At 42.3% G+C, this 26,953-nt stretch carries 21 protein-coding genes; 6 read left to right on the plus strand and 15 right to left on the minus strand.

Translation table 11 applies throughout. The features are described 5' to 3' along the window. Positions 1-5: 5 nt before the first annotated feature. The 6 genes from ACMXYP_RS12105 to ACMXYP_RS12130 all read right to left on the minus strand — a co-directional run bounded on the left by ACMXYP_RS12105 (position 6) and on the right by ACMXYP_RS12130 (position 7,599). The gene (locus ACMXYP_RS12105; RefSeq protein ID WP_415881887.1) at positions 6-812 is read right to left on the minus strand and encodes a hypothetical protein; all 807 of its coding nucleotides are present in this window, start codon (positions 810-812) and stop codon (positions 6-8) included. A 239-nt stretch (positions 813-1,051) separates the two neighbouring features. Next, positions 1,052-1,696 carry a hypothetical protein gene (locus ACMXYP_RS12110; RefSeq protein WP_415881888.1) on the minus strand — a complete coding sequence of 215 codons (645 nt, stop codon included), beginning with the start codon at positions 1,694-1,696 and terminating at the stop codon, positions 1,052-1,054. Between the two features lie 34 nt (positions 1,697-1,730). Continuing rightward, positions 1,731-2,297, minus strand: coding sequence for a dCTP deaminase (dcd, locus tag ACMXYP_RS12115; protein ID WP_415881889.1), 567 nt, complete (start codon positions 2,295-2,297; stop codon positions 1,731-1,733). Between the two features lie 141 nt (positions 2,298-2,438). Beyond that, positions 2,439-2,618 carry a hypothetical protein gene (locus tag ACMXYP_RS12120; RefSeq protein ID WP_415881890.1) on the minus strand — a complete coding sequence of 60 codons (180 nt, stop codon included), beginning with the start codon at positions 2,616-2,618 and terminating at the stop codon, positions 2,439-2,441. Between the two features lie 231 nt (positions 2,619-2,849). Beyond that, positions 2,850-3,944, minus strand: a complete 1,095-nt coding sequence (apbC, locus tag ACMXYP_RS12125) for an iron-sulfur cluster carrier protein ApbC (RefSeq protein ID WP_415881891.1) — start codon at positions 3,942-3,944, stop codon at positions 2,850-2,852. Between the two features lie 202 nt (positions 3,945-4,146). After that, on the minus strand, positions 4,147-7,599 hold the full coding sequence (locus ACMXYP_RS12130; RefSeq protein ID WP_415881892.1) for an acyl-[ACP]--phospholipid O-acyltransferase: 3,453 nt from the start codon (positions 7,597-7,599) through the stop codon (positions 4,147-4,149). 388 nt (positions 7,600-7,987) lie between these two features. On the opposite strand from ACMXYP_RS12130, the gene ACMXYP_RS12135 reads away from it, so the two are divergent. Continuing rightward, positions 7,988-9,034: an ABC transporter substrate-binding protein gene (locus tag ACMXYP_RS12135; RefSeq protein WP_415881893.1), complete on the plus strand. Its 1,047-nt coding sequence runs from the start codon at positions 7,988-7,990 to the stop codon at positions 9,032-9,034. Positions 9,035-9,047: 13 nt separating this feature from the next. Then, on the plus strand, positions 9,048-11,429 hold the full coding sequence (locus ACMXYP_RS12140; protein ID WP_415881894.1) for an EAL domain-containing protein: 2,382 nt from the start codon (positions 9,048-9,050) through the stop codon (positions 11,427-11,429). A gap of 19 nt (positions 11,430-11,448) precedes the next feature. Here the strand turns inward: ACMXYP_RS12140 and trmA are convergent, their stop codons facing one another. From trmA to ACMXYP_RS12155, 3 genes are all read right to left on the minus strand, one after another. Beyond that, complete coding sequence (gene trmA / locus ACMXYP_RS12145) at positions 11,449-12,537, minus strand: tRNA (uridine(54)-C5)-methyltransferase TrmA (protein WP_415881895.1); 1,089 nt, start codon at positions 12,535-12,537, stop codon at positions 11,449-11,451. An 85-nt stretch (positions 12,538-12,622) separates the two neighbouring features. Further along, positions 12,623-13,882, minus strand: a complete 1,260-nt coding sequence (locus tag ACMXYP_RS12150) for an HDOD domain-containing protein (protein WP_415881896.1) — start codon at positions 13,880-13,882, stop codon at positions 12,623-12,625. Positions 13,883-14,060: 178 nt separating this feature from the next. After that, complete coding sequence (locus ACMXYP_RS12155) at positions 14,061-15,299, minus strand: HDOD domain-containing protein (protein ID WP_415881897.1); 1,239 nt, start codon at positions 15,297-15,299, stop codon at positions 14,061-14,063. Positions 15,300-15,608: 309 nt separating this feature from the next. On the opposite strand from ACMXYP_RS12155, the gene metG reads away from it, so the two are divergent. Both metG and ACMXYP_RS12165 read left to right on the plus strand, forming a co-directional pair. Further along, positions 15,609-17,654 carry a methionine--tRNA ligase gene (gene metG / locus ACMXYP_RS12160; protein WP_415881898.1) on the plus strand — a complete coding sequence of 682 codons (2,046 nt, stop codon included), beginning with the start codon at positions 15,609-15,611 and terminating at the stop codon, positions 17,652-17,654. A 250-nt stretch (positions 17,655-17,904) separates the two neighbouring features. Continuing rightward, on the plus strand, positions 17,905-18,150 hold the full coding sequence (locus ACMXYP_RS12165; protein WP_415881899.1) for a TIGR02647 family protein: 246 nt from the start codon (positions 17,905-17,907) through the stop codon (positions 18,148-18,150). Positions 18,151-18,198: 48 nt separating this feature from the next. On the opposite strand, the gene ACMXYP_RS12170 is transcribed toward ACMXYP_RS12165, so the two are convergent. Continuing rightward, positions 18,199-18,462, minus strand: a complete 264-nt coding sequence (locus ACMXYP_RS12170) for a hypothetical protein (protein WP_415881900.1) — start codon at positions 18,460-18,462, stop codon at positions 18,199-18,201. A gap of 220 nt (positions 18,463-18,682) precedes the next feature. On the opposite strand from ACMXYP_RS12170, the gene ACMXYP_RS12175 reads away from it, so the two are divergent. Continuing rightward, entirely contained in the window at positions 18,683-19,021 is a 339-nt protein-coding gene (locus ACMXYP_RS12175; protein WP_415881901.1) for a HopJ type III effector protein, read from the plus strand. 80 nt (positions 19,022-19,101) lie between these two features. Here ACMXYP_RS12175 and ACMXYP_RS12180 read toward each other — a convergent pair whose 3' ends face one another. The 3 genes from ACMXYP_RS12180 to dinB form a co-directional block, all read right to left on the minus strand. Next, the gene (locus ACMXYP_RS12180; protein ID WP_415881902.1) at positions 19,102-20,655 is read right to left on the minus strand and encodes a SulP family inorganic anion transporter; all 1,554 of its coding nucleotides are present in this window, start codon (positions 20,653-20,655) and stop codon (positions 19,102-19,104) included. 88 nt (positions 20,656-20,743) lie between these two features. Continuing rightward, complete coding sequence (locus ACMXYP_RS12185) at positions 20,744-21,325, minus strand: nucleoside deaminase (protein WP_415881903.1); 582 nt, start codon at positions 21,323-21,325, stop codon at positions 20,744-20,746. Positions 21,326-21,381: 56 nt separating this feature from the next. Beyond that, entirely contained in the window at positions 21,382-22,446 is a 1,065-nt protein-coding gene (gene dinB / locus ACMXYP_RS12190) for a DNA polymerase IV (RefSeq protein ID WP_415881904.1), read from the minus strand. A 421-nt stretch (positions 22,447-22,867) separates the two neighbouring features. Between dinB and ACMXYP_RS12195 the strand changes: the two genes are divergently transcribed. Continuing rightward, positions 22,868-24,616 (plus strand): GNAT family N-acyltransferase, encoded by a 1,749-nt coding sequence (locus tag ACMXYP_RS12195; RefSeq protein ID WP_415881905.1) that lies wholly within the window; start codon positions 22,868-22,870, stop codon positions 24,614-24,616. Positions 24,617-24,679: 63 nt separating this feature from the next. Here ACMXYP_RS12195 and ACMXYP_RS12200 read toward each other — a convergent pair whose 3' ends face one another. Then, entirely contained in the window at positions 24,680-25,759 is a 1,080-nt protein-coding gene (locus ACMXYP_RS12200) for a M48 family metallopeptidase (protein WP_415881906.1), read from the minus strand. Then, entirely contained in the window at positions 25,756-26,946 is a 1,191-nt protein-coding gene (locus ACMXYP_RS12205) for a YjgN family protein (protein WP_415881907.1), read from the minus strand. Before ACMXYP_RS12205 ends, ACMXYP_RS12200 begins: the two co-directional genes overlap by 4 nt. Between the last annotated feature and the right edge of the window lie 7 nt (positions 26,947-26,953).

Genomic DNA, 26,953 nt, shown 5'->3' on the forward strand with positions numbered 1-26,953 from the left:
ACAGCCTAATGAAGGGTTGGCGGCTCTTTAGGCTCATCTGGAACGATGATATGGCCACTGCTATCAAGCACCAATACACCATGCTCTACGCCTAGTTCCAACATCTGCTGTAGCATCATCTGAGTAAGGTGAGCACTAATGATCAAGCCTGCAGGTGGATCACCTTCGAACAGATCTTCGTCGATTAGATCTTCCGGTCGAAGCCCTAATAACAACGGATTCTCTGCAACTAGGGGCGCTATCTCTTCCGGGGCAAAGACAGAGTAATCAGAGGATATATCGAGTGCTTGTTGATAGGCATCTTTAGTACGAGAGTTTTCCTGCAACGCATCTAAAAATGCAGATTCAGCTGCAGAAAAAATACCGGATAGTTTACTCGCACCTCCTAAAGCGATATTCCGAGTAGCCACCTCAGAAGTACTGTAATCAACATCGATTGAGTATTGGGAGTCTTGATTCAACTCTTCCTCATCTACCAAGACATTGCCCTCTTCATCAATATCAAGCCACTCTCGCTCAACAGCAACAGCTAACAACCCCTCTAACGCTGCCGCTAAAATATTGCAGCAAATGATGACTCCGACAGAAGGGTTTTCACTTTCTTGGCGGTTCATGATCAGATCACCTGCGCGAGCAGCAAGTAAGGTCGGATCTTGTTCAATGATCTCAGCTAGCCTATCCGCTTCAATAAATAGAACCTCATGGCACAATCGCTCTGCAGTTAGATAAGGTTCTGAACAACCGCTAGCCTGCATTCGTGCCACATATTCTGCACGTACATCTTCCAGCAAGGCTGTCAGTAATCCACTCATAAGGCACCTAATTTATAAATTAATTTGCAAGATTAGCATTTAACACTAAGGTTACTATGACAATGGTCGATTGTTACTAAGGAAGCAACAAAAAACTTAAGGAAATCAAAAAATGCGCGCATGGAAACAGAGCTCTGACAAACCGGCCGAAGAGGAAGAAGGCAGTATCTATATTTTGTCGGACAATTAGAGCAAAGAAAGCAGCCTGTCATATTGGGTAGTTATCGACAGGCTTTCTTCTAGTGAAGCGTCATACCTATAGGTGAAACACCTTTCTTAAGCTCATCAAAACGCTCACGCAGATCAACTAGCTTAGTCAAACCATAATCCTCTGGCGACACAGGTAGTTCAAACCAGTCCAATGCCCAAACACGGGTCATCAGCTCATACTCACCAATTAAGGCATCTAGGTAGATCATAACGGCTTCAACCCGTGGATCCATATCCAGCACCTTTGGCGCATCTTCCAGATAGATCTCTAAATGCAGACGCTTTTCTACAATGACTATACGGAACCAAAAATCCGACAGCTCACAAAACTCATCGCCAATATTGATCGTCAGCGGTACTGGGTCATAGCGATTATTAAACGCTTTAAACTCTATACCTGTTAGGTCTGGCGCAGCACCAATCAGACTCAAAACTGATTGAATAGACTCAGGAAAGCCGTCACAACCGAATACCATTTCGATCGCTCCATCCTGATCTTCATCACTTTGAAAATGGAACGTAAGGTTACGATCAATTTTCTGCAACTGCTCGCGATACTGAGTTAATAGAGGCTCAGCATCAAAACGGTCATCACTACGGCTAGATAGCAACTGCTCAATCGTGTCCTGCAGTTGCTCCCAGAACGAGCTTATCTGTTTTCGATCTAATATCATTAGCGGGTGTGCTTATTACTTCGTGCGGTAAATCTTATGTGCGTGGTACTACAACACCTGTTTGACCTTGATATTTACCATCTCGGTCTTTGTATGATGTCTCACAAACTTCATCTCCCTGAAGGAATAACATCTGTGCAACACCTTCATTTGCATAAATTTTTGCAGGTAGTGGCGTAGTATTAGAGAACTCTAGGGTAACGTGCCCTTCCCACTCAGGCTCTAAAGGTGTGACGTTCACGATGATGCCACAACGAGCATAAGTGCTTTTACCTAAACAGATAGTTAAAACATCACGCGGAATTTTGAAATATTCAACAGTCCGCGCTAGCGCGAAAGAGTTAGGCGGAATAATACAAACATCCGATTGGATATCGACAAAGCTACCATCATCAAAATCTTTTGGATCAACAATCGATGAATTTATGTTGGTAAAGACCTTAAATTCATTTGCACAACGAACATCATAACCATAACTGGAAGTACCATAAGATACGATACGTGAGCCATCCACTTCGCGAACCTGACCAGGCTCAAAAGGTGAAATCATATCTTTCTCTTCCGCCATACGACGAATCCAGCTATCTGCTTTAATGCCCATGTTGGCTTTCCATCCGGGTGATAATTTCGAGCCGGCAATTGTACCTTTTTTACGCATGAGGAACAAAAAAAACGACCTCAATTGAGGCCGTTTTAGATTGAAGGGGGAATTCAATTCAATTTTGTATAGGTTTCACTATTTCTAGTTGAGAAGATTAGCCGTCTTCTCATATTGCTCAGCTAGCCAAAACTCAGCTGCGGTTTGTCCTTCGTCACGCAGTGTATTTGCCTGACGGCGAAGCTCTGCAGCCATCTCACGCCGAGTTAAAGCGGAGGGTTTTGGCTTCATCATTTTTATATTTGCAGTTGCTCTATAATCCATCGTTCATCCCTTTACTTATTCTTATAGTGTTTATTATTTATACAGCTTGAACCTTAGATTGTAGACCCCTTTTCTAAATCCACCCAAATAAATGTTCAACATTTGATCAAAATCAATTTATTGGTCGTGTATGAAAACAGTGTTACACGGCCAAACTTAAAGAGAACGCCAGAAACAAATAAAGCCCTATAAAGGGCTTTATTAAGAGTCAAAACAGCGACTAGCTATTTCTTAGTCATCTTCAACGATAATCGAAGGCACGCGGATATCATTGTCTGCGTTATGCTTTGCCAGCCTCGCAGCAAGTGTACGTGCAACCGTACGATAGATCTGCGCGTGCTCCCCTTCCGGGTCTGCAGCAACAGTTGGCGCACCTGAATCAGCTTGTTGACGAATTGTCAGTGCTAAAGGTAATTTACCTAACAATTCTGTATCGTAAAGCTCTGCGATTTCGGCACCACCACCGTCACCAAAAATGGCTTCGGTATGACCGCACTGGCTACAAATATGAGTGCTCATATTTTCCACAACGCCCAGTACATTAATATCGACCTTACGGAACATCTCGATACCTTTTTTGGCATCAAGCAAAGCGATGTCTTGTGGTGTTGTAACGATAACGGCACCAGAAACAGGTACTTTCTGAGACAGTGTTAATTGAATATCACCGGTACCCGGCGGCATATCGATAAATAGATAATCAAGATCTTGCCAACGAGTCTGTGTTAACAATTGCTGCAGCGCGCCTGCGGCCATAGGGCCACGCCAAACCATAGCAGTGTTATCTTCGATCAGATAACTCATGGACATAGATTGAAGACCATGGGCTTCAACTGGGTTAAATGTCTTTTCATCATAAGGCTGCGGACGAACGCCTTCTGCAACACCGAGCATCATTCCTTGGCTAGGGCCATAGATATCAGCATCCAGAACACCGACTTTAGCCCCCTCTGCAGCCATTGCTAGCGCCAAGTTAACCGTAGTCGTTGATTTACCAACCCCCCCTTTACCTGAAGCAACCGCAATAACGTTTTTCACGCCTTCCATCACTGGAATGCTGTTTTGGCTAGGGCTCGCCGATATGTTGTGACCAATAATTACATCGCATTTATCTAAACCACCGATCTCTAATAATTTAGCCTGCAGATCCGCTTGTAATTTCGAAGCAACACCTTTGGATGGATAGCTTAATACTAACTCTACGCTAGCTGATGATCCTTCTGCTTTAATTGCATTTACAAAACCAGCAGATACCAGATCTGTTGCTGCAACCTCATCCTGATACTGACCTAAAACTTGGTTAATTTGCGCTTCAATATTTGACACTTTTATACCGCCTAAAAATTTCTTACTTAACTCGGAATAAGCCTAATGCGATGCTTTTTGATAATAACCGAGTAATTTAGTGGGAATAATGCATTTTAATACTTGGGCTGTCCAGACTTTTCCCTGTCACGCCTCCTTCTTTAGAAGTCAGAAAGGAGACGGATTCCACGAATACCAATAAACAATATCTAGATTACTTACTCTAAGCCGCACACTGCTCCGCCAATGTTTTCGCACTACAAAAATCTGTTTTACCGCTACCAAGCACTGGTACTTCAAGTACTGCATAAATTTCTGAAGGAAGCGTTAATGGAGGCATTCCACCTTCTATTAACTGATTCCTCATTGCAGAAGAATCATGCTCACCCTCAACTAGCAAAATAATTTTTTCACCTTTCTTGTCATCAGCCAAATTCACTGCCACTAGTGGTAACTCAGGTGCATTCAACAACTCTCTAACTTGGCCTTCAACAGAGGTTAAGCTCACCATTTCTCCACCAATTTTGGCAAAGCGACTATAACGGTCAACAATAGTCAGGAAGCCATCTTCGTCAACATGACCTTTATCACCACTACGGTACCAGCGTAGACCATCCATCTCGACGACTGCAGCAGCGGTCTTCTCTGGATTGTTCAGATAACCTTGCATGATCTGAGTACCACCGATCAAGATCAAGCCATCTTCACCTGTTGGCAGTTCTTCAAGTGTATCAGGGTCAACAATACGAAACGTTGATCCAGGTAGTGCTATTCCGACTGTTCCCGGCTTATTACCTACCTGAACAGACCACCAATCCGTGTCTAAGGAATCAGGCAAGTTTGTGCTGGCAACCGGCGTTGTTTCTGTCGAACCATAGCCTTCAACTACAGGTACATGGAACTTACTCTCAAATAGATCACGTACTTTAGGATCTAGCTTCTCAGCGCCTGCAACCACAGTGCGCAGTGACTGAAACATCAATGGGTGAACACGTTTATTACGCGCGTAAAGACGCATAAATGTGGACGTTGCACACATAAGCGTGGCTTTGTAGCGCGCTACTCCTTTACCAATTTTTACAGCATCGGTTGGATCTGGGTGACACACAACCGGCATGTCTTCGATTAGTGGCATAAAGCAGGTCACAGTTAAACCGAATGCATGGAATAATGGCAAGGTTGCCATAATGCAGTCGTCATCTCGCACATTAAGAACATCGGCTGTCTGTCGCAGGTTGGCCATGATATTCCGATGGCTAAGCATAACCCCTTTCGGAGCGCCCTCACTTCCAGATGAAAACAAGATTGCTGCCGTATCTTCAAGCTGGGAAAGCTTGCATAACAAAGCCTGTAAAATAAAGGTCGGGGCAACGCTAACTAAACCTAGTGTAAATATCGCCTCCGCTTTACTTATTTCAGCTTTAATATCTTCCATGTATAGCACTCTGCGGCCTTCAAATAGGCTATCTAGCTCGACACCTCGCGCTTTAAGCTTTTTCACAAACTTCTTCGCCGTAACAATCGTTTGTACCTCAGCTTGCTCCAAAGCAGATTGAACAGCAGGCATAGGCGCGGTGAAGTTAAGATTTACAACAGTTTTACCTGCCATCAATGAAGCAATATTCGCAATAGCTCCGGCACTGGATGTTGGTACCAACAAACCGATATTTTTACCTTCAGTTCGAGCTATACGCTTTTTAAACAAAGCGCAGGCGGTTAATAACTTGGTTTGACTAACCGGACCACCATCAACATCTGCAATAGCGTAACCTGAACGAGACGACTTCATACTACGAACAAAGGCTTGCGGGATTGTCTCCAACGTTTGTGTGTATTGATCCCATGTATGAATCGACAGCTCGAAAACTTTTTTCTTCACTTCAGCAGCGGTACTGCTGATAGGCATCTGAGCACCAAACGCCACGGTGACATCACGCTTTCCAGATTCGTTACGAATCACTTTCATTTTGTCGGTTGAGCGAGAGAAGCGACTCCCCCACAAACCACGCATGTAGAAAGGAACAATCACACCTTTGGCATCAACACAAGCTCTTTCAAAGCCGCGCTTAAACTCACCTAGCTGACCTAAATGGCTGATAGCACCTTCAGGGAAAAGACAAACTACTTCGCCAGCACTGATAAGTTCACCCACCTGCTCCAATGCCTGACGACTTTTACCTTTAGAGATAGGAATAACTTTGTAGATATCCAAGAACCAACGCAGGTACCAACGCTCATAGATACTACGCTCCATTACAAAGTGGATATGGCGTGGACAAGCCATCTGGATGATAGCCCAATCTAACCAACTGATATGGTTACCAAGCAGAAGCGTGCCTTTACCAGATTCAGGCAAATTTTCGAAACCTAAAACCTGAAGTTTGTACTTACGACGGAACAACATCATCACCAGAAGACGGATGAAAGCCTGTGGTAACGTCACAATCGCAAACACCGCTCCTGCGACACCAATTGCAGCCAAAAGAAATAGAAGCCACACGCCATCAACACTGTTCCAAGCGAAGACTACTGTCATCGCAAGAAAACCAAGCATCATTAGGTTTTGAATAAAGTTACTACCTGCTAATACACGTCCACTTTCTGATTCACTGGCATGAAACTGAATCAATGCATTCAATGGCACACACATCAGCGCGCCAAACAAACCAATTGCGAAAAACACAGCAGATTGCATCCACATAGAGTCAAGCTGAGGCAATAAGATTAAGCCTATGGCTACGCCGACAGCACCCACAGGGATTAAACCAACATTGATGTAATGTTTAGAAAAGCGTCCAACCAGAATTGAACCGAACAATATACCCACACCCGCCAGCGCCATAGTGCCTTGAATCACAAATGTATTGCTCTGTTGTAGATACTCTTCTGCGAATGCAGGGAATACAGCCAGCATAACTTGGCTAATAGACCAGAACAGAGACAAACCAATAATTGCAAACCAGATCGGGCGCTTACCTTGTAACAACTGAATATTGTTTTTAAGTGTTTTACCTTTTAGATAGGCCGATCTGTCAAATTTTGCTGTTTGATCAGTTTCACGTAACTGCGGTAATTGATAGGCAAGATAGAGCTCAATCAACGCACCCGCGACTAAGATCCAACCCAATGGTGCATTTTTAATAAGGCTCTGTTCTGGCGTAATTTCGGTCAAACCTGCTAAGCGCATCTCGAAAAGCAACGAGAACACGACAATTCCACTCAGAATAGCGATCATCGTAACCGCCTGAACCCAAGCATTACCTTCACTTAGATTATTTGTCCCCACCATCTCTTTGATATAGCCATACTTAGCCGGTGAGTAGAATGCACTTTGCAAAGCAAGAATAAAGGTAAGCGCAAATGCAGGTATAAATAACCCCATGTAATAACAAGCGGTTATCAACAAGGTTATGCCAACCGCTCCCCATGCTGATAAACGCATAACGTTATTCTTAGGATATTTATCGGCAAGAAAACCGGAGGGGGTGAACAACATAATAAATGGCAATAAGATTAAGCCATTCACAACTGCTGTCAGCAAAATTTGCAGGTCACCATCATAGGCTTTAAACAGGGTGTTTTGGATAACAATTTTATGCCCTAGATCCACAAATGCATTGATAAATGCAATGCAGATAAAGGCAGTAAAGCCGGTTATTTTAAGTAAGTCTTTCATGCTGTTCTCCAACCCTGTCCCACATGCTTTTGGCAGAATACAGGCTAGCAGTCTGCTCGATCATTTAAGAACGGCTAGTCATCACCAACCGAGAGTAGAAATATATAAGATCTGCTATCCAAAACGAGGAACTACAATACAAGTAGCGATATTTAATACTTCTGGTGAAAGATTACAAATAGGATTTAACACACGCTTATAGAAGTTACTTCTATAATCTACAATTGCCTGCGAAGAAATATGTCTTAAACTAATTGTAACGTCCTTACGTTTAAAGGCAGAATAGATCCATACTGATGTTTTCGAACGGTGAATAAAAATGATAAGTTCGTTCAGTAAACCGCTACAAATCATATGCCTAGTTTTATGTTCATTTCAGGCTTCAGCAATGAACGTAACCTTCATCAACCCTGGTAAACAGGGTGAACGGTTTTGGGATATGGTTACAGAGACGATGCAAGCGGCAGCCACTGACTTTAACATTAAACTTGAAGTGATATACGCTGAGCGCAACCGCGTAGAAATGGCTTCATTAGGTATTAAAGCCACTCAACGGGAAGTTCCTCCCGATTACCTGATTCTGGTCAACGAAGAGCAAGCTGCTGAAAAAATAATACTTGCAGCTGCCGAAAAGAAAATAAAAACACTCATGTTACTGAGTGACTTCTTACCAAAACAAAGAGATCGTGTAGGATTTCCCGGTGGTAAAAACCCTCATCTACTAGGTGCCATTACTCCTGACTACTTTGCTGCAGGCAAGCGTATGATGACCGCTTTATTGCACTGTGCAGAACAAAAGCAGCATAAAACACCCTACCATGTTCTTGCGATTGGCGGCGATCAACTCACACCGGCCTCTATTGGACGTAACGAAGGAGCGCTCTCTGTTATTAAACAGCACAACGAGTTAAAACTAGATCGTTTTCTCTATGCCAATTGGAACCAGAAAGATGCTGAGCGACTAACACGGAAATATCTGCATTGGGCTCAACAAAATCAGATAATCCCCTCTGTAATCTGGGCTGCAAATGATCCTATCGCTTTTGGCGCAAAAGCAGCATTAGAGGCGCATAATTTAAAAGCTGGAGAAGATGTATGCTTAGTCGGACTTAACTGGTCCTCAGAAGGCCTTAAGCTAGTTAAAAACGGAGAAATGTTATTAACCGACGGAGGACATTTCCTCGGTGGGGCTTGGTCCATGGTGTTATTACATGATTACCATCAACAACAGCTCAAGGGAATTGATACACCTATAGGTGATATCCGTTTTCAGATGCAAAGTATTGATAAAACCAACATCAATCTATACTTATCTCATCTGGGCAATGAACAATGGAATAAAATTGATTTCACCCAATTTGCTCTTTCTGATGTAGATGGATCTACCGACTATGACTTTTCCTTAGAGAAAGTATTCAGTTCCATTATACAATAAAATAAGGTCGTATATGCTATCTCACTTACGATCACTGCAAGCTAAATTACTTCTGGTATTAATACCTGGAGCATTGATCGCCTTATTAATTTCCTTTGGCTTTTCTGCATACCAAACCTCACAGCAGCTTGAGCAGCAGCTACAGGAAAAAAAAGACAATCTTCAGAGCTTACCTGCCAGTTTGGCTGTACCCCTATGGAACTTTAATACGAAAATTTTACAAAATATTGTTGGTTCAATGATGCTCGACCCGGATTTGCTGAAAGTCGAAGTTCGGGATGAAAGTAATAACATTGTATATGAACAACAATCTGATGAATTGGGGCATGTGGATATCGCCTTTACCCTGGAAGCCCCAATTATCTATAGCAATGCCCATATAACCCAACAAGCCGGCACCATGATAATTATAGTTGGTAATACCCGTTTACAAGCCAATCAACAACGCGCTTTAAACGAAACCCTAATCACATTATTAGTAATGGTTATAACGCTACTAACCACCGTATGGCTTATTTATTATAAATTACTAGGCGGACCTATACAGGCCATACTGCAGGCTATAAAAAATAGCAAAGGCGATGCTTTTTTTGCGAAAGTGCAACACACATCTAATGATGAGTTAGGCGAAATTGCCAGTGCATTTAACGATATGCAAAATAACATTGAAGAACATCACCTTCGTCTGAAAAACAGTGAGTTACGCCTGAGAACGCTATACCACTCGACACCATCATTAATTTTCAGCTTTGATCAGCAAGGCATGATCAAAGATGCCAGTGATTATTTCCTGCAAAATCTAGGTTATGATCGAAGGGAAATTGTCGGCCATATGTTAAGCCACCTTCTCTATGATCAAAAAGATACAAACCAAATAAAAGACTGTATTCAAACTCTGTGGCTGAAGGGCAACTTAGCCGAATACCCTATAAATATAAAAACCAAGTCAGGGCAAAAAATGGAAGTCCTGATGGATGCAACACTTTCCGCCAGCGACTCCTATCCAGGGGCATTAGCCGTCATTACCGATGTCACCAGCCTAAATCAGGCAAGGAGTGAACTGGAATATCAAGCCAATACCGACGCCTTATCCGGCATAGCAAATCGCAACCATTTCCAGAAATACTTAGATTCACTATTTGAAAAAAGGCAAGAATGCCAAAGCCCCTTTGCACTGTTTTTTATAGACTTAGATCATTTTAAATCAGTCAACGATACCTACGGCCATCACGTTGGAGATAAACTTATATGTGCTGCAACTAAACGCATTAGCTCTCAATTACGCAACAACGACCACATTGCTCGGCTAGGGGGAGATGAGTTTGCAGTAATACTGCAAAATCTACAGTCACCAGAAAAAGCAGAAGAAATAGCCAGCCGCATAGTCAGTAAACTGGAAGAAAGTTTTCATTTAGCGGCAAGTGAGATCTATATTTCTGCATCAGTTGGGATTTCCATGTTCCCTTCCGATGCCGATAATCCAACCAAGTTAGTACAAAATGCAGATATCGCCATGTACCGCGCAAAAGAGGGAGGGCGTTGCCGTTATGCCTTTTACACACAGGAACATAATCAACATATTCAACAACGGGCTAAGATAGAAGCGCTATTACGTAGAGCGATTGATGATAAATTACTGGAACTGCATTACCAGCCTATCTTCAACCTTAAAAATGCCAAAATCACTGGTGCAGAAGCTTTATTAAGGCTCCGCAACGGTACAGAACTTATCTCCCCAAGCGAGTTTATTCCCATTGCCGAAGAAACTGGCTTGATAGTCCCTATTGGAGAGTGGTGTATACAACAAGCCTGCAAACAACAAGCCTTCTGGCGTGAAAATTTAAAACCGAATTTTTACTTATCTGTAAATGTATCCATACAGCAGTTTCAGTCCAGCCAATTTATCCACTGTATTAAAACTGCAATTGAAGAGCATCGCATACCTCCGGAAACTCTATTAATCGAGATTACGGAAAGCCTATTACTGCTTGATAACCAAGCAAATCAACGCATATTCAAAGAACTTGGCTCACTTGGCTGTAAGATTGCTATAGATGACTTTGGTACCGGTTTTTCTGCTTTAAGCTATTTGATGAAATTCCCACTAGATATACTAAAAATAGATCGCTCTTTTATTAGTAACTGCACTGATAAAGGGGCTTACCACGGCCTAGTCGAAGCAATTATTCAAATGAGTAAAAGTATGCGACTAGAAGTCATTGCCGAAGGTATTGAAACCCAAGAGCAATTAACAGCTCTTCGCCAGATTGAAAGTAAAGTGTACGCTCAGGGTTACTACTTTTCTAAACCCCTTAACGTAAAAGAATTTGAGGATAAATGGGCCTCCCTTCAACAAGAGGCCCATGAAAAAATTGTGGTTTCGCCTAAACGTTAAGAGCGTTTACATTAATTCTTTAACTGCGACTTAAATACACACCACACTCAAGATGATCGGTATAAGGGAACTGATCAAAAATCGCAAAGCGTTTTAACTCATGTGTTTGCGTGATAACTTTTAGGTTTTCAGCCAATGTATCTGGGTTACAAGAGATATACAGAATATTGTCATACTCTTGAACTTGCTTAACCGTATCATCATCTAGACCAGAACGCGGTGGATCGACCAAGACCGTTGTGAAGTTACACTCTTTCAAACCAAGGTCTTTGGTACGTCGTTTCTCTACGGCACCACTTAATACTTGAGAAAACTCTTCTGAGCTAATTCGAACCACATCAACGTTATCGATGTTGTTCTCTTCAATATTAAACTGAGCTGCACGTACCGATGTCTTAGAAATTTCAGTCGCCACAACACGTCGAAAGTTTTGCGCCATAGGCAGAGTAAAGTTGCCGTTACCACAATATAGCTCAACCATATCCCCCCCCGCATTTTGGGTAGCATCTAATGCCCAGGAGATCATGTGACGACACACTTCACCGTTTGGTTGAGAAAAACTATTTTCAACCTGCTTATAAATATAATCACGGCCATTGATATCTAGCTTTTCGATTACAAAATCTTGATCCAATAGGATTTTAGTTTTGCGCGAGCGGCCAATTAACTGAATGTTGTATTTCTGTTTAAGTTCACGTGCAGCTTCAGTCCATGTCTCATCAATAGGACGATGGTAAAGCAAAGTTACCAGCAGTTCGCCACTTAAGGTACTTAGGAAATCGATCTGAAACAGTTTTCGACGTAACACTTCATTTGGGCGAATGTCTTCAAGCAAATTAAACATAACTTCTTCAATTCGTTTAGACACCATTGGGCAGTGATCTATACGAATACGTGCATGTTTATTGCCCTTTTCAAACATCACATAGTAAAGGTCATCATCTTCGTGCCAAACACGAAACTCACAACGCATACGATAGTGACTTTTTGGCGATTCAAACACCTCTATCTCTGGCAAATTAAAATCAGCAAACTGTTCAGCAGTTGCTGCTTTTTTAACCGTTAATTGCGTTTGGTACTTTTCAGGTTCAACAACAGAGATAGACATTCATGCCTCAAACAAAGAACTTAAAACAGAGAAAAGGGGGATAAATCCCCCTTGATAAAGATGCATATTCTAGCAGGATGATAAGTTAGGCAAAACTACTCTTCACCCCTCCACAACCTGGATGAGAAAATTTATATCGACTCGCCAATTGCTGCCAATGGTTTATCTTATCCTCCAACCCTAAACGTTCCAAATAGTGATAACTTAAACGACTAGAAATCTGACAGCCCAGCACATTAGTCACATTAGGTAAAATAGCATCTGCAACGTGCACAGCCGTCAGTGCCGAAAAATCATCTGATTTACTCGACGCAGGAAAATGATGGAAAAGCACTGTTTCAATGACGGCAGGAGAAATATTCCAAAGCGATAACAAATACGCGCCAGCTTCTGTATGACTAACTCCCATACGCATTTTCTCAACTGCATATAAAGGCTGATTAAGATCTGTCGCTTCCTGCATAACCTTTTGATAGCCTTCAGGATCATGAGTTGCAAAAATCAACATACCGAAATCTTGTAAAAGTGCTGCTAAAAATGCTTGATCAGTTACAACGGGTGACGCTTTTACTGTACGACAGATCTCACGTGCTAAGCCGGCAACTAGAACAGAACGGTCCCGAATATGGTCAAATGCAAAGCTACTCCAACGCCCATCCTGAGGAAAATGTTCGAATACCTTGTTAGTTAGCACCAAATCCCGAACTTCACGCACACCAAGCAAAGACACCGCTTCTTGCAGGCTACTTATATTACGCTCTAAAACAAAACACGCCGAATTAACCAATTGTAAGATTTTGGCAGCCATCGCCATATCTTTTTCGATAATCCCTGCAATTATACGAGCATTACTTTTTGGAGAAGATAAGGCCTCATTAAGCTCTACATAGATATCAGGCAGAGAAGGTAAAACCTTAACACTCCCCACAAGTTCACGCACTTTATCTTGCCCTAGAATTCGTTGTGCCCTTGCACTCTCAGATATTCCTTGACCTAATTGCTCAGGCTCAATATCTAAAGGATAAAGTCGATGACAACATTCAGAAAAAGCGACTCGAGTAGACATACTCATAGGCCGATAAAGCCCTACCCTCATTGAACCGGGCTGTATATCTATAAGATTTTTAAGATGTGTTAACTCATCTTCAGCTTTAAAGCTACCTAGCTGTAGCATGATGATGGCGTAGGTTTCCTGCTGCGCAGAATTGAGCAATTGCTCCCAATCTGTAACCAAAGTCACTGAGTAATTAAAAAGTCCTTTTAGCTCATTCAGATAGGCATCAGCATCCGTTTTGTCAGAACATAGAAACAGAGCTTTATCTAACTCTGCATTGTGTGTAAGCATAAATTCACTTTTGGCTGAACACAAAACCAAAAATAAATGATCTCATGTTCTTAAGAGTAAACATCTCCCTTAACCAACACAGCCTGCTTAAACCTCCTGTATCCCTGCAGACCGAACAGTCGCATAGCTTACTTAAGTATGAACAATATTCCTACTTTTTATAGGGCTTTAATTATTTTTACACAAAACCGACCTGAGCTTGATATTCCGATGTAATAATCTGCCAGCGAGCCAATTCAGGCTCCATACCTATTTCTTCGATATAACTCATACTCAAACGGCTAGACATATCACAGCCGACAACACTCGTTGCAGCAGGCAATAAGGCATCGGCCACATGTACCGCAGTTAAAGGCGTAAATCCAGCTGCAGCATTAGCTTTTGGAAAATGATGGAAGAGAACGGCTTCTATCACGCGTGGAGGAAGATTCCATAAAGCTAAAAGATACGCCCCGGCTTCAGCATGGGTTACACCCAACTCTAATTTTTCAATTGCATAAACTGGCTGTTCCATCAGTGCTGCCTTGCTAATAACACGGTGATATTCAGCAGGATTATGGCTTGCCAGTACAAGCACACCAAAGTCATGTAATAGGCCTGCTAAGAAAGCCTGCGCTTGGACATGACGATCTGCCTTAGCAGCCCGGGCAATATGCTGTGCAGCTCGGGCCACAGCCATCGAGCGTTGATGGATCTGTTTAAAAGAGAAACTCTTCCAGTCATCTGTTTGCGGGTACGACTCAAACAGATGGGATGTTAATACTAGGTCTCGAATCATTCTGACACCAAGAATGGTTACCGCCTCATGAATCCGATTAATTTCTCGACTTAACCCAAAATAAGCAGAATTAACCAACTGCATTATTTTTGCGGCCATTACTGGGTCTTGTTCAATAATTTTAGCTATTTCTCGTGCATTCGAACGATCAGAATTCAGACAATTATTTAACTGTTCATAAACATCAGGTAGAACAGGAAGAGCTTTTAATGAAGTAATATAATCTCTAACAACCGGCTTATTGATTAGACCTGTGACATGTAAACTGTTGTATATATCATCAACGAGCTCTTGGGGATTACAATCGATCGGCAATGCATGGTGAGCTAACTCTGAGGCTCTTGCTGCTTGCAAAGGGGTGAGAGGACCAGAGATAACAACACGAATTATCCCAGGGTGTTTTTCTACAACATGCTGTAAAACATCTAAACCTTGTGAGGGATTCGTCCCTAAAGGAAAGACTAAAATATTTGCTGATGATTGTTCTAATGCCGGCAATAGCTGTTCAACACTATCTACAGTTATTGTTTCCCAATCGGCAATATCTGCAACAGCAGTCCCTAACTTTAAACTTTCAGGGCACAATTCACAGAATACTGCTTGATTATCAACTGCAGTGTTAGTTACGCGCGCATCCATATCAATACCTTCTGAACTTTAGTGGTCTTCCGTGACTGGTGTACATTCTACCATTCTAGGTCTAGTTGGGTATTACAAGATTGTCCAGAAATCAAACAACTGTATTAAAACTATTCAAATAAAAGCTAAATTTGCTCATTATCTATTAGTTTTGCGCAAGCACTACTTCGATAATGACTCCTCAAAATACCCTTCAAAATAAATATTTAATCTTCCCCTATTAGCTGTTTTTTAACTGTTCATAAAATCGACCAAAACGCGTAGAATCTGCGGTCTATTTTTTAATGATTTTAGGTTTTCAGGCAGATCATGACTGACAGCAAACGCAAAATTCTTGTAACAAGCGCCCTTCCGTATGCTAATGGCCCTATCCATCTTGGTCATTTGGTGGAATATATCCAGACTGATATTTGGGTTCGCTTCCAGAAGCAACGTGGTCATCAATGTGCATATGTGTGTGCTGATGATGCTCACGGCACGCCAATCATGCTAAAAGCTGATCAGATGGGTATTTCACCGCAAGAATTGATCGATAAAGTAAGCGAAGAGCACCAGCGTGACTTCTCTGGTTTTATGGTTGGTTTTGATAACTACCACTCTACTCATTCACCTGAAAACCAGCACTTCTCATCAAAGATTTACACAGCTTTGCGTGATGGCGGTCATATCGCTAAAAAGACTATCACTCAGGCGTATGACCCAGAAAAAGAGATGTTTCTTCCTGATCGTTTCGTTAAGGGTGATTGCCCTAAATGTGGTGAACCAGATCAGTATGGCGATTCCTGTGAAAAATGTGGTGCAACATACAGCCCTGTTGAATTGAAAAATGCTTACTCCGCAGTTTCTGGTGCGAAACCAATTGAGAAAGAGTCCGAGCACTATTTCTTCAAACTAGGCGATTTCGAATCGTTCTTACGTAACTGGGTAGATAACCACGTTCAGGAGCAGATGATTCATAAACTGAATGAGTGGTTCGAATCAGGCTTACAAAACTGGGATATTTCCCGTGATGCACCTTACTGGGGTTTTGAAATTCCAGATGCTCCAGGTAAATACTTCTATGTATGGCTGGACGCGCCTATCGGTTACATGGCTAGCTTTAAAAACTGGTGTGATAAGAACGGTGTTGATTTTGACGAATACTGGTCTGAATCATCAGAAACTGAGCTATACCACTTTATCGGTAAAGATATCGCTTACTTCCACACCCTATTCTGGCCAGCAATGCTAGAAGGTGCAGGCTTCCGTAAGCCAACTGGTGTTTTCTGTCACGGCTTCTTAACGGTTGACGGTCAAAAGATGTCTAAATCTCGCGGCACGTTCATCATGGCTGAGACATACCTAAAGCATCTGCGCCCTGAATACCTGCGTTATTACTTTGCAGCTAAGTTAAGCTCAGGCATAGATGATATCGACCTTAACCTTGAAGACTTCCGTATGCGTGTTAACGCAGACTTGGTCAACAAAGTTATCAACATCGCTTCTCGTTGTGCTGGCTTTATCAAGAAAAAGTTTGATGGTGAAATGGCGCCTGCTCTATCTGAGCCTGCGCTATACCAAGAAGCGGTTGCTGCTGGCGAAAGCATTGCCAACGCTTATGAAAATCGCGAATTCGGCAAAGCGATGCGTGAAATCATGGCGCTTGCTGATAAAGCTAACCAGTACATCGACACCGCTGAACCTTGGGTACTTGCTAAACAAGAAGGTAAGGAGAAAGCGGTACAAGATTGCTGTTCAATGGGCATCAACCTGTTCCGTGTCATTCTGACTTACCTTGCGCCAGTACTTCCGCAAGTTGCAGAAGAAGCTCAAGCTTTCCTAAATGTTGAGAATATGGCGTGGGATGCTATTGAAGCACCTCTACTTAGCCATAAGATCAATAAGTTCAAACCGTTGATGCAGCGTGTAGAAGAAGACAAAGTAAACGCAATTATCGAAGAGACTAAAGAAGTCTTGGCCGCACTCGCTGCTGCAACTGAGCAAAGCTCCAAAGCAGATAAAGGTCCATTAGCTGACGAGCCAATTGCCGATACAATTGAGTTCCCTGATTTTGCTAAAGTCGATCTGCGTGTTGTACGCATCGCCAAAGCAGAACATGTTAAGGGTGCGAATAAACTTCTACAGTTAACGCTAGATTTAGGTGGTGAAACACGTAATGTCTTTGCAGGCATTAAATCCGCATATGCTCCTGAAGATCTAGAAGGCAAACTAACCGTGATGGTTGCTAACCTTGCTCCGAGAAAGATGAAGTTCGGTGTTTCCGAAGGTATGGTTCTGGCAGCGGGCCCTGGAGGTGAAGATCTATGGATCCTCAACCCAGACGAAGGCGCACAACCAGGTATGCGCATTAAGTAACTCAATAAGGGGCGGTCATTCTGCCCCTTTTTTCTTTCCGCTTTCAATACACTTCCTCTCGCCCTTTAATTCTCAATCTCTTCACGCTTTATCACTTCACAACAACTTAGCTACCCAATTTCTTTTTCATTGAAATTAAAGGGTTATATTTCAAAGCAAGAAGGTCTATGCTGTTGGATAAGGTCTTTTGCTAACCATTAAAGATTGGCTAACACACCTTAGATACCGACGATTTTTTTCAGGAGCAGATATGCCGTATAACGAAGAGATCATGCAAGAATTGAATGTATTGAATATGTTTAACCTCGATACAACGCAAGAAGGTATTAAAGTTCACTCCTCCGCTAAACCCGAGATTATTGCTGCTACACAGCGCCTATTTGATAAAGGTTTAGTCACGCAAACCGATGGTGGATATTTAACACCATTAGGACACGACGCAGCTGAAAACAGCCAAACGCTATTGACCATACTATTGACCGAAAGTCGCTTATAGTTCATAAAAATAAAGGGCCTTCCGGCCCTTTATCTATTTGTTAATGCCTCAGAGACCAGCATCTGGATGAGTAGCTATAAAGTGCTCCATAACTCTACGTAGCAAAGCAGCATGTTCATCATCCCCTTGCCTTTCAGCCTTAGTGATGTCATCCAAAATAATACGCTTAATAAGCTTCTCACCTTGGTGTTCTACCAAATAGTTCCCCATAGCCATAGCTATGATAGGGTCAACATGTTCATGCTCAGCAATCGCGTCTACTTCAGATGCAGATAGGCCGCTCATTTCCAAACACTCTTGATAAGTTAACATGGTCAAACACCTCTTCCTCATTGAAACCTAAATACATTCTTGTACACCCTTGCCTAAAGGATTTTCTAACCTTGGCACTTTCAGTGTAAATCAAATTAACACCTAAGCGATTCATGAAGGGACAAAGATCAAACAAGGCTGATTAAGATCAAACTATTGCAAAAATAAAGAAGCACTCTAATATCCACCATCAGACAACACCTGAATTAAAGGCATAAATATGACCCTGAATGAATTTCTACAGCAACTGGGAAATAACGATCAATTAGATTTTGAAGACACTATTCAAGTGATCGCTGATAACTATGAATTTTCCCCGACTGCTTTCACTAACGGTGACGTGCGTAACGAAGTAGGACAAAACGAAGGTAGCTGTAAAATATTCGCTTTTGCACAGCTAAACAGCCTGGATCAAGAAAAAACACTTTGCTGCTTCGGCCGTTTCTACCAAGATGTATTAAAGACACCTGAAGGTGATGATCACGGCAATATCCGTAACTTTATGCAAACGGGCTGGGAAGGCATTAGCTTTGATGGTAGCGCTTTAACGGCTAAATAATTACAAAGCTGTAAAAGTAAAAAAGCCGGTATTCAATGAATACCGGCTTTTTGTAGGTCACATAAAACTAAGATACAGGTTTAAGCAAGACTGTCATCAGCAACCTTGTATTTAGGATCTTCAATCACATTTACTTCAACCAGATTACCCGCTTTTTTCATTAGCGCGCGGCACTCTGGACTTAGATGACGAAGGTGAAGCTCTTTACCTGCTTTTTCATACCGCTCAGCTAAAGAATCAATTGCTTCGATACCTGAATGATCCATAACTCGGCAATTCGCAAAATCGACGATCACCTCAGGTGGATCCATCTTAGGATTAAACTGATCACGAAATGTCTGAATTGATGCAAAGAATAGCGGGCCATTAGGCAGATAAACCTTTGTGTCGTACTCTTCACGTACTTCAAATGCCATGTTACTTGCGTGTTTCCAAGCAAATACTAGTGCAGAAATAATCACACCAACAATTACCGCAACCGCTAGGTCCTGCCAAACAGTTACGCCTGTTACCGCGATCACAACGATCAAGTCAGAACGAGGAATCTTGCCCCATAGACGCAAACTCGCCCACTCAAAGGTACCGATTACAACGATAAACATAACGCCGACAAGCGCTGCTACCGGAATAATTTCGATCAAGCTTGAGCCAACCAAAATAAATGCCAATAGGAATAATGCCGCGGAGATACCCGAAGCACGGCCTAAACCACCCGAGTTGATGTTAATCATACTCTGACCGATCATGGCACAACCGCCCATACCACCAAAGAAACCAGTTGCTACGTTAGCAACACCTTGGCCAATACACTCTTTGTTGCCACGACCACGGGTTTCTGTGATCTCATCGATCAAGGTCAAGGTTAGTAGAGACTCAATCAGGCCGATCGCAGCTAAGATCAAAGCGTAAGGAACGATAATCTTAAGGGTTTCCAAATTGATCGGAACCATTGGGATATGGAACTCAGGGAAGCCACCAGCAATGGTTGCAGCTGGGTTACCCGTCATATCTGCAAGTACATCTTGTACTGTACGAGCATCTAGATCTAGACCAATAACCAACAGCGTCACTGTAACAATCGCAGCAAGCGAGGAAGGAATAATTCGCGTGATCTTAGGCAAGAAGTGAATAATTGCCATTGTCAGGGCAATCAATCCCAGCATTAGCATCATCTGCTCACCTTGCAGCCACTGCAAGTTACCCTCTGCATCAGTGAACTGGAATTGCTTCATCTGGGCAAGGAAAATAACGATTGCCAAACCATTTACAAAACCAAGCATCACAGGGTGCGGAACCAAGCGGATAAACTTACCCAAGCGGAAGATACCGGCCAAAATCTGGAATATCCCCATTAGCACAACGGTGGCAAAGAGATATTCAACCCCATGCATTGCCACAAGGCTAACCATCACTACCGCCAAAGCACCAGTAGCACCAGAAATCATACCTGGTCGACCACCGATAGTGGCAGTAATCAGTCCGACCATAAACGCTGCATATAAGCCAACTAATGGCTCAACACCAGCAACAAACGCAAAAGCTACAGCTTCAGGTACCAGCGCCAAAGCCACTGTCAAACCTGAAAGCAGGTCGCTTTTTAGCGATTGTGTCTTAGACACAAGCAATTGGATCATTTATCACCTCGGGTAGACACTGGTTCTTTTTTGACCAGACCGTGTAAAAGCGCGCGAGTATAGCAAAAGCAATGGCTAATTTCAGGAATCAGGGGCGAATAATCCCTAATAGTTTTTTTCTCAATAAAGAAATGTTCGCTGATGCAATATCGCTAGCTAACTTAGAAAGTTCTGGAAGACCATTAACCTCTTGAATATCAATTAATTCAGAGAGGTTTTTCCATGCATAAGGCAACTTATCGCAATGCGACATCATGCCACCATCTTTATCAGTAGCGAGATATCTTACTCGACCAATTCCGGCAGCAAGTATACGTGTACAACACATAGGACAAGGTTCTAAGGATGTCAGTAACATTAGGCCAGATCTGGAGGAATAATTTGGATAGGTGCGTTCAAATTCATCGATAACACACATCTCGGCATGGGCAGAAGAGTTAAAACCTGCAGAGAAAACTTGATTACCCGATTCCGCTAAGATATCGCCTTCTCGACTTATCAGTAGAGCCCCTACACCATAGTTACCTTTGTCAGTGGCATCCATAGCCAATTGACAACAACGTAACGCCCAACCTTCCATACCACATCTGTATTCATGACTATAAGTGGCTAAACGCACCCTTAAATTATCGATGTTTACTTCACTATCAGACATATTGACCTTAGGCATATCCATCTACTGAGTAATGTTACCTAGTATGGATTAAATCAAAGCAAAAGGTCTAATTAAGCAAGGTCGAGTAGATTTAATTGCTTAGGTTGCTGATCTAGCAAAGGTTTTAATTTATATCCGACACCGAGTAATCGCACAGGTCGCCCTCCCCGATTAAATGCATCAATCAGTAGTTGGCGAAAATGAGCTAAATCTGGGATTGCGACGGCATGCTCCGCCGTAGTTTGGATGAAATCAAAAAATTTAACTTTAACAATCACGCCTGTGATTTGTTTATCCTTGCCGTGCTTTGCAAACCTTTCAGCTAACTCCTCTAATAAGCTCGGTAGCTTTTCTAAGCAAGCTTCTACATCACCTAGATCATTTGCATAAGTATGCTCAACACTAATAGATTTTCTAATCCGGCTGGTCTGCACAGGCCTATCATCAATACCTCTAGCTAGCTCAAACAAACGCTTTCCGAACTTTCCAAAGCGCTCAACCAACTCAGCCAATGAACGTTTTCGAAGATCCAAACAGGTAGAAATACCCATCGACCCGAGTTTCTCTGCGGTTTTCTTGCCTACACCGGAAATTTTATCTACCGATAAGTCATCTAGAAATGCTGTGATTTGAGCAGGTTTGACGACATATAAACCATCAGGCTTATTCCAATCACTGGCAATTTTGGCAATAAATTTATTCGGGGCAACGCCTGCAGAGATAGTAATACCAACCGTTTCTTTCACCCTCTGACGGATCTCTTCAGCAATATAAGTTGCACTTCCTTGGCACAGATCAGTCCCAGTCACATCTAAGAAAGCTTCATCAAGAGATAACGGTTCAATGATATCGGTATAGTCTCGAAAGATATCCATAATCTGTCGAGAAGCTTCGCGGTACTTATCCATGTTGCCATGTATGACGGTGAGATCAGGGCACAACTTAAGGGCCTGAGCGGTCGCCATAGCCGAGCGCACTCCATATTCACGGGCGGGATAATTACAGGTTGCGATGACTCCACGACGAGAGGGATCACCGCCAATCGCCATAGGTATTTGCTTTAGTGCTGGGTTATCTCTCATCTCAACCGCAGCAAAAAAGCAATCACAGTCACAATGAATGATTTTTCGTTGCATAAAAACAAATACTGTTTATTTATACAGTTATATTATTTTCATTTGATCGAAAAATCAAAATTCTTTGCTAAGCTGAAGGATAAAGGCTTTAGGAATTCTGGGTAGCTCTCTCTCTTCCTCTATTCAACTACCCAGAATTCCTCCTTAAACTAAACCCGAGAATTCCTATGGACAACGATCCTCACGGTTCCAATACCCGTTCAGGAAAAGACAGACGAGAACTCAAGGACAGGCGAGCCGAAATCAGGTTTGAACCTGATAATCCCAATCGTCGCCAAAATCCAGGACGCAGGCAGGAGGATGGTGATCTTTGGACTAAAGCCTTGAAAGAGAATGACACTAGTGGCGATTAGCAACCTGTCATAAAATCGTAAAGCAATCGTCAAAGGTTGGTCATACTCCCTCCCTATATTTTTACGTTATGAACATACGTGAAAATACTTCCCAGCCAGAAACGCCTGTCCTAAACGTAGAACAAGCTGTAATTAATAAGTTTCCAGACTTTGACGCTAAGCCAACACCTTTTAAGCGGTCTGCACTGCATATGCTACGCAAGTTGGTACATGAGAAAGAGATCAATACCTTCTTAGCCAAAAACAAAGATGCCCATGGTTTTGAATTTATTGATCGCGTCCTGGATTACTTTAACTTTGGTTACAGCATCAGTAATCATGATCGGGCAAATATCCCCTCGTCTGGGCGAGTAGTCATCATTGCCAATCACCCACTTGGTGCACTCGATGGATTATCACTGCTAAAACTGGTTGGTGAAGTTCGTAGAGATGTAAAAATTGTCGCTAATGATGTTCTGATGAACTTTGACCCTATCAGCAATCTATTCCTGCCTGTTGATAACTTAAATGGGAATACACGTAAAAAGAACATCGAGGGTATTGTTGATGCCCTAAGGCAAGAACAAGCTGTAATCGTCTTCCCTGCCGGTGAAGTTTCACGTGCAGGGATTACAGGCATCAAAGACGATAAATGGAACAGTGGTTTTCTACGTATTGCTCGCAAAGCCAATGCACCAATCCTACCTGTGTTTATTGGGGGTAAGAACTCACCACTTTTCTATAGCGTTTCTTATTTGAACAAGAACTTCTCCACCATCATGCTGGCCCGAGAAATGTTCAAGCAATACTCAGTGACGATCCAGATAAAAGTTGGCGAAGCAATTCCATATTGCCAAATCGATGCCGTGCCAGTATCCACAGCAGAAAAAACCAAGCTGCTTAAAAAGCATCTCTACAGGATTGCCAAAAATAAGAAACCTCTTTTTATCACCGAGAAAACCATCGCACACCCTCAAGATCGTCAAAGCATCAAACAAGAACTGCGCGATGCTGAACTACTCGGTGAAACCGCTGACGGTAAGAAAATTTATCTATTCGACTTTATTAAAGATTCGGCAGTGATGCATGAACTTGGTCGTTTAAGAGAGATAGCATTCCGCTGTGTTGGTGAAGGCACTGGCGCAAAAAAAGATCTCGATCACTATGATCAGTACTACCGCCACATCATTCTCTGGGATGAAGAAGAGTTAGAAATTGTCGGGGCTTATCGATTGGCAGAAGCAGCTAAGCTGAAAGAGCAACCTGAAAAGGCACTCTACAGCAGCGACCTTTTCCAATATAACGATGAGATGCAGCCCTATTTCTCACAAGGCATCGAACTTGGTCGTAGTTTTGTACAACCCAAATATTGGGGAAAGCGTAGCTTAGATTATCTCTGGTATGGGATTGGTGCGTACCTTCGCAAACACCCCGAAATTCGCTATATGTTTGGCCCAGTCAGCCTAAGCAATAATTATCCTAAGGCTGCGAAAGATATGTTGGTTTGGTTTTATCGTCATTACTTTGAGGATAGTGAGAACCTCGCTAGTTCCGTTTCCCCATATGGAATCGACGACGTTACTGAAGAGCATATGAGAAGCCTCTTCTGTGGAAACAATTACAAAAGTGACTTCAGTATCCTAAAAGAGCAATTAGAGTTTATGGGTGTAAACGTCCCAACACTTTATAAGCAATACAGCGAACTGTGCACTGAAGGCGGTGTTCGTTTCCTAGATTTCGGTGTAGATCCAGACTTTAACTACTGCATCGATGGTCTAGTTTTAGTAGATATAAGCTACGTTAAAGAAAAGAAGCATAAACGCTATATTGGTGAATAAGTCTTAAGGTTTGCGTTTACGCACTTCATTATTTCAGAGCGTAAACCAAACCCTTCTTAAAACCTACTCTGCATGTTGATGCAGATATCTCTTCGCAGCGGTCATTCTCTCTTTGGTTTCCGGATGAGTAGACAGATATTGGCTATATTCCTTTACTTTCGAAAAGGGTTCTTCGTGTTGAGAATCCGCATTCGAATCTCCGTCGTCAGCGACAATAAGTTCCAGTGCTTCTGCAAAACGTATGGGATCAATCCCTAGTTTAATCATTTTCTCAAAAGCAAACTGGTCGGCTTCTATTTCCGCTTCTCTTGAATAGTGTTGTTGCATCAAAAAAACAGGAAAACTCACTAACAATTCCTGTAATAACGCTTCATCGTTACCCATGATTGCCAATAACAAAACACCAATCGCGGAGCTATGGACTAAACGCGTCATACCATGATGATAATGAACATGACCAATCTCATGCAGTATCACACTGTCTAACTGCCCCGGGGCTTGCAGCCGATCGACTAACTCATCAGTTAAAACAATATCACCAGAAGGCAGTGCAAAAGCATTAGCTAACCCACCTACATTCCTAAAATACAGTTTTAGATTATGTTCACCTGCATAAACTTGCGTAAGCTTTTTATCAAAGTTATCAATGATCTTTGCTTGCTTTTCATCAGTTAATTCACTGGGCTCAAATAAAGCCTTGTCCATCACGTCAAGGGTGTGAGTACTCAAAGTTTCGGCGAAACTAGAAGGTAAAGCTGCAGCTACATATTTGCTACCCGCAGGTAACCCCCAAACAAACATGGCAACGGTTAAAAGGGCTACCATCACAGCGGATGAAATAATCATCCCCCAGTGAGTTTCAAGCCGATGAAACCAGCTTGATGCGCGAGAATGCTGAGCTTTTTGAGAATATTTTAACCACTGATCAATGGCGTCATTCTCTGCCGTCTGGAATAAACCTTGATCTTGAATATAAACTTTCCTATCTATACTCCCGACACGATCACTAAAGCTTAGCTGCTTCAAGTCACCCGAATAGATTACCTGCTCACCCGAACGAATCTGGAAAGAATTATCGCTTAGGTATAGCTCTGCCAGTACCTTGGCAGAGCTATCTGTTTCAAACCAAGCACCTTTGATCAAACAGCTAACCCTAAGTCAGAATCAACGTCAAAAGCTTCACCCATTTCATCAGTCAACGCAGATTGTTTCGCCTGTTGATCACTTACATACTGACCGAGATCACCTTCCACTTCAGCTATTAGGCTATCAGCAGAGTACCTTGCCTTCCGGACATCCACCCAAGGTTTGGCAAAGCCCAAAGAGACAATCATCAGTAACAAATTAACCGCCTGTAATTTAAATAAGCCCCAAACAGTCATTTTAGATTCAAAACTCACCACCTGATCCAAAGAAGTCTGGTTAAGAGTGTAATTTCTGATATTCACTTGGATATAAGCTTTGCTCCAGATACCAAAGAGAACATAAACAACTACCGTAAGCGGGATAAGGATCATCGCAATACGATTATTCATGGATGACATAACGAGATCAGGCCCTTGGCTTAAAGCCGATATTGCAGTTACGCCACCCAAAAAGATTGATGGCACTATGACTGCCGCTACAATCACAACTAGAGCGATAAGCAAAAGCTTAAGGTACATCCAATAAAAGAAACCGGCAGAAATTTTCGCTTTAAATTGGCCTTGACCAAATCGAGCGCTATTTACATAAAAGTTTTGAAACATTCCTTGGATAAGAGGGATCATCAGATAAATTGCTAAAATACCGACAGAAGCCAGACCAAGCAAAGCCTCTGTAGTTGCCCCCAAATGATAAGCTAAGCCACCTAAAGCGCCTAAAATCAAAACCGGAGCTAAAGGCAACCACAGCATAATTTCATAGGCTTTTCTCAGCTTACCCTGCAAATTAAAGTGTACATTGCGATAACTACACATACGTGCATTAAATTTCAGCGCATTCCATATGATCCAAGGAGTCGCAAACATGATCACCACAGCGGTGATACCACCAAAAATAGGGTTAAGGTTATCTAAAAAAACAAATGTCACTAATACAGCAAAGGCGATAAGACGGCCTTTTAATATCTGTATTGGGGTTGCATGGTATTCAAAATTATCGCCATTCAGTTGAGTATTACCGTAAAAGTAACGATTAGTTCGTACTTTCGCCCAAGCTGAATAAATACCAAGCGTTAATATACTGAGCAGGATATTTACAATCCAAATTTTGAAGAATTCTCCACCTGTGCCCATAAACTGGAAAGGTTTCCGATTTGCGGATAGATTTTCAGCAACGTCCTGAGTCATCTTAACT

It is taken from the genome of Neptuniibacter sp. QD34_54, assembly GCF_047778055.1.
Taxonomy (GTDB): Bacteria; Pseudomonadota; Gammaproteobacteria; order Pseudomonadales; family Balneatricaceae; genus Neptuniibacter.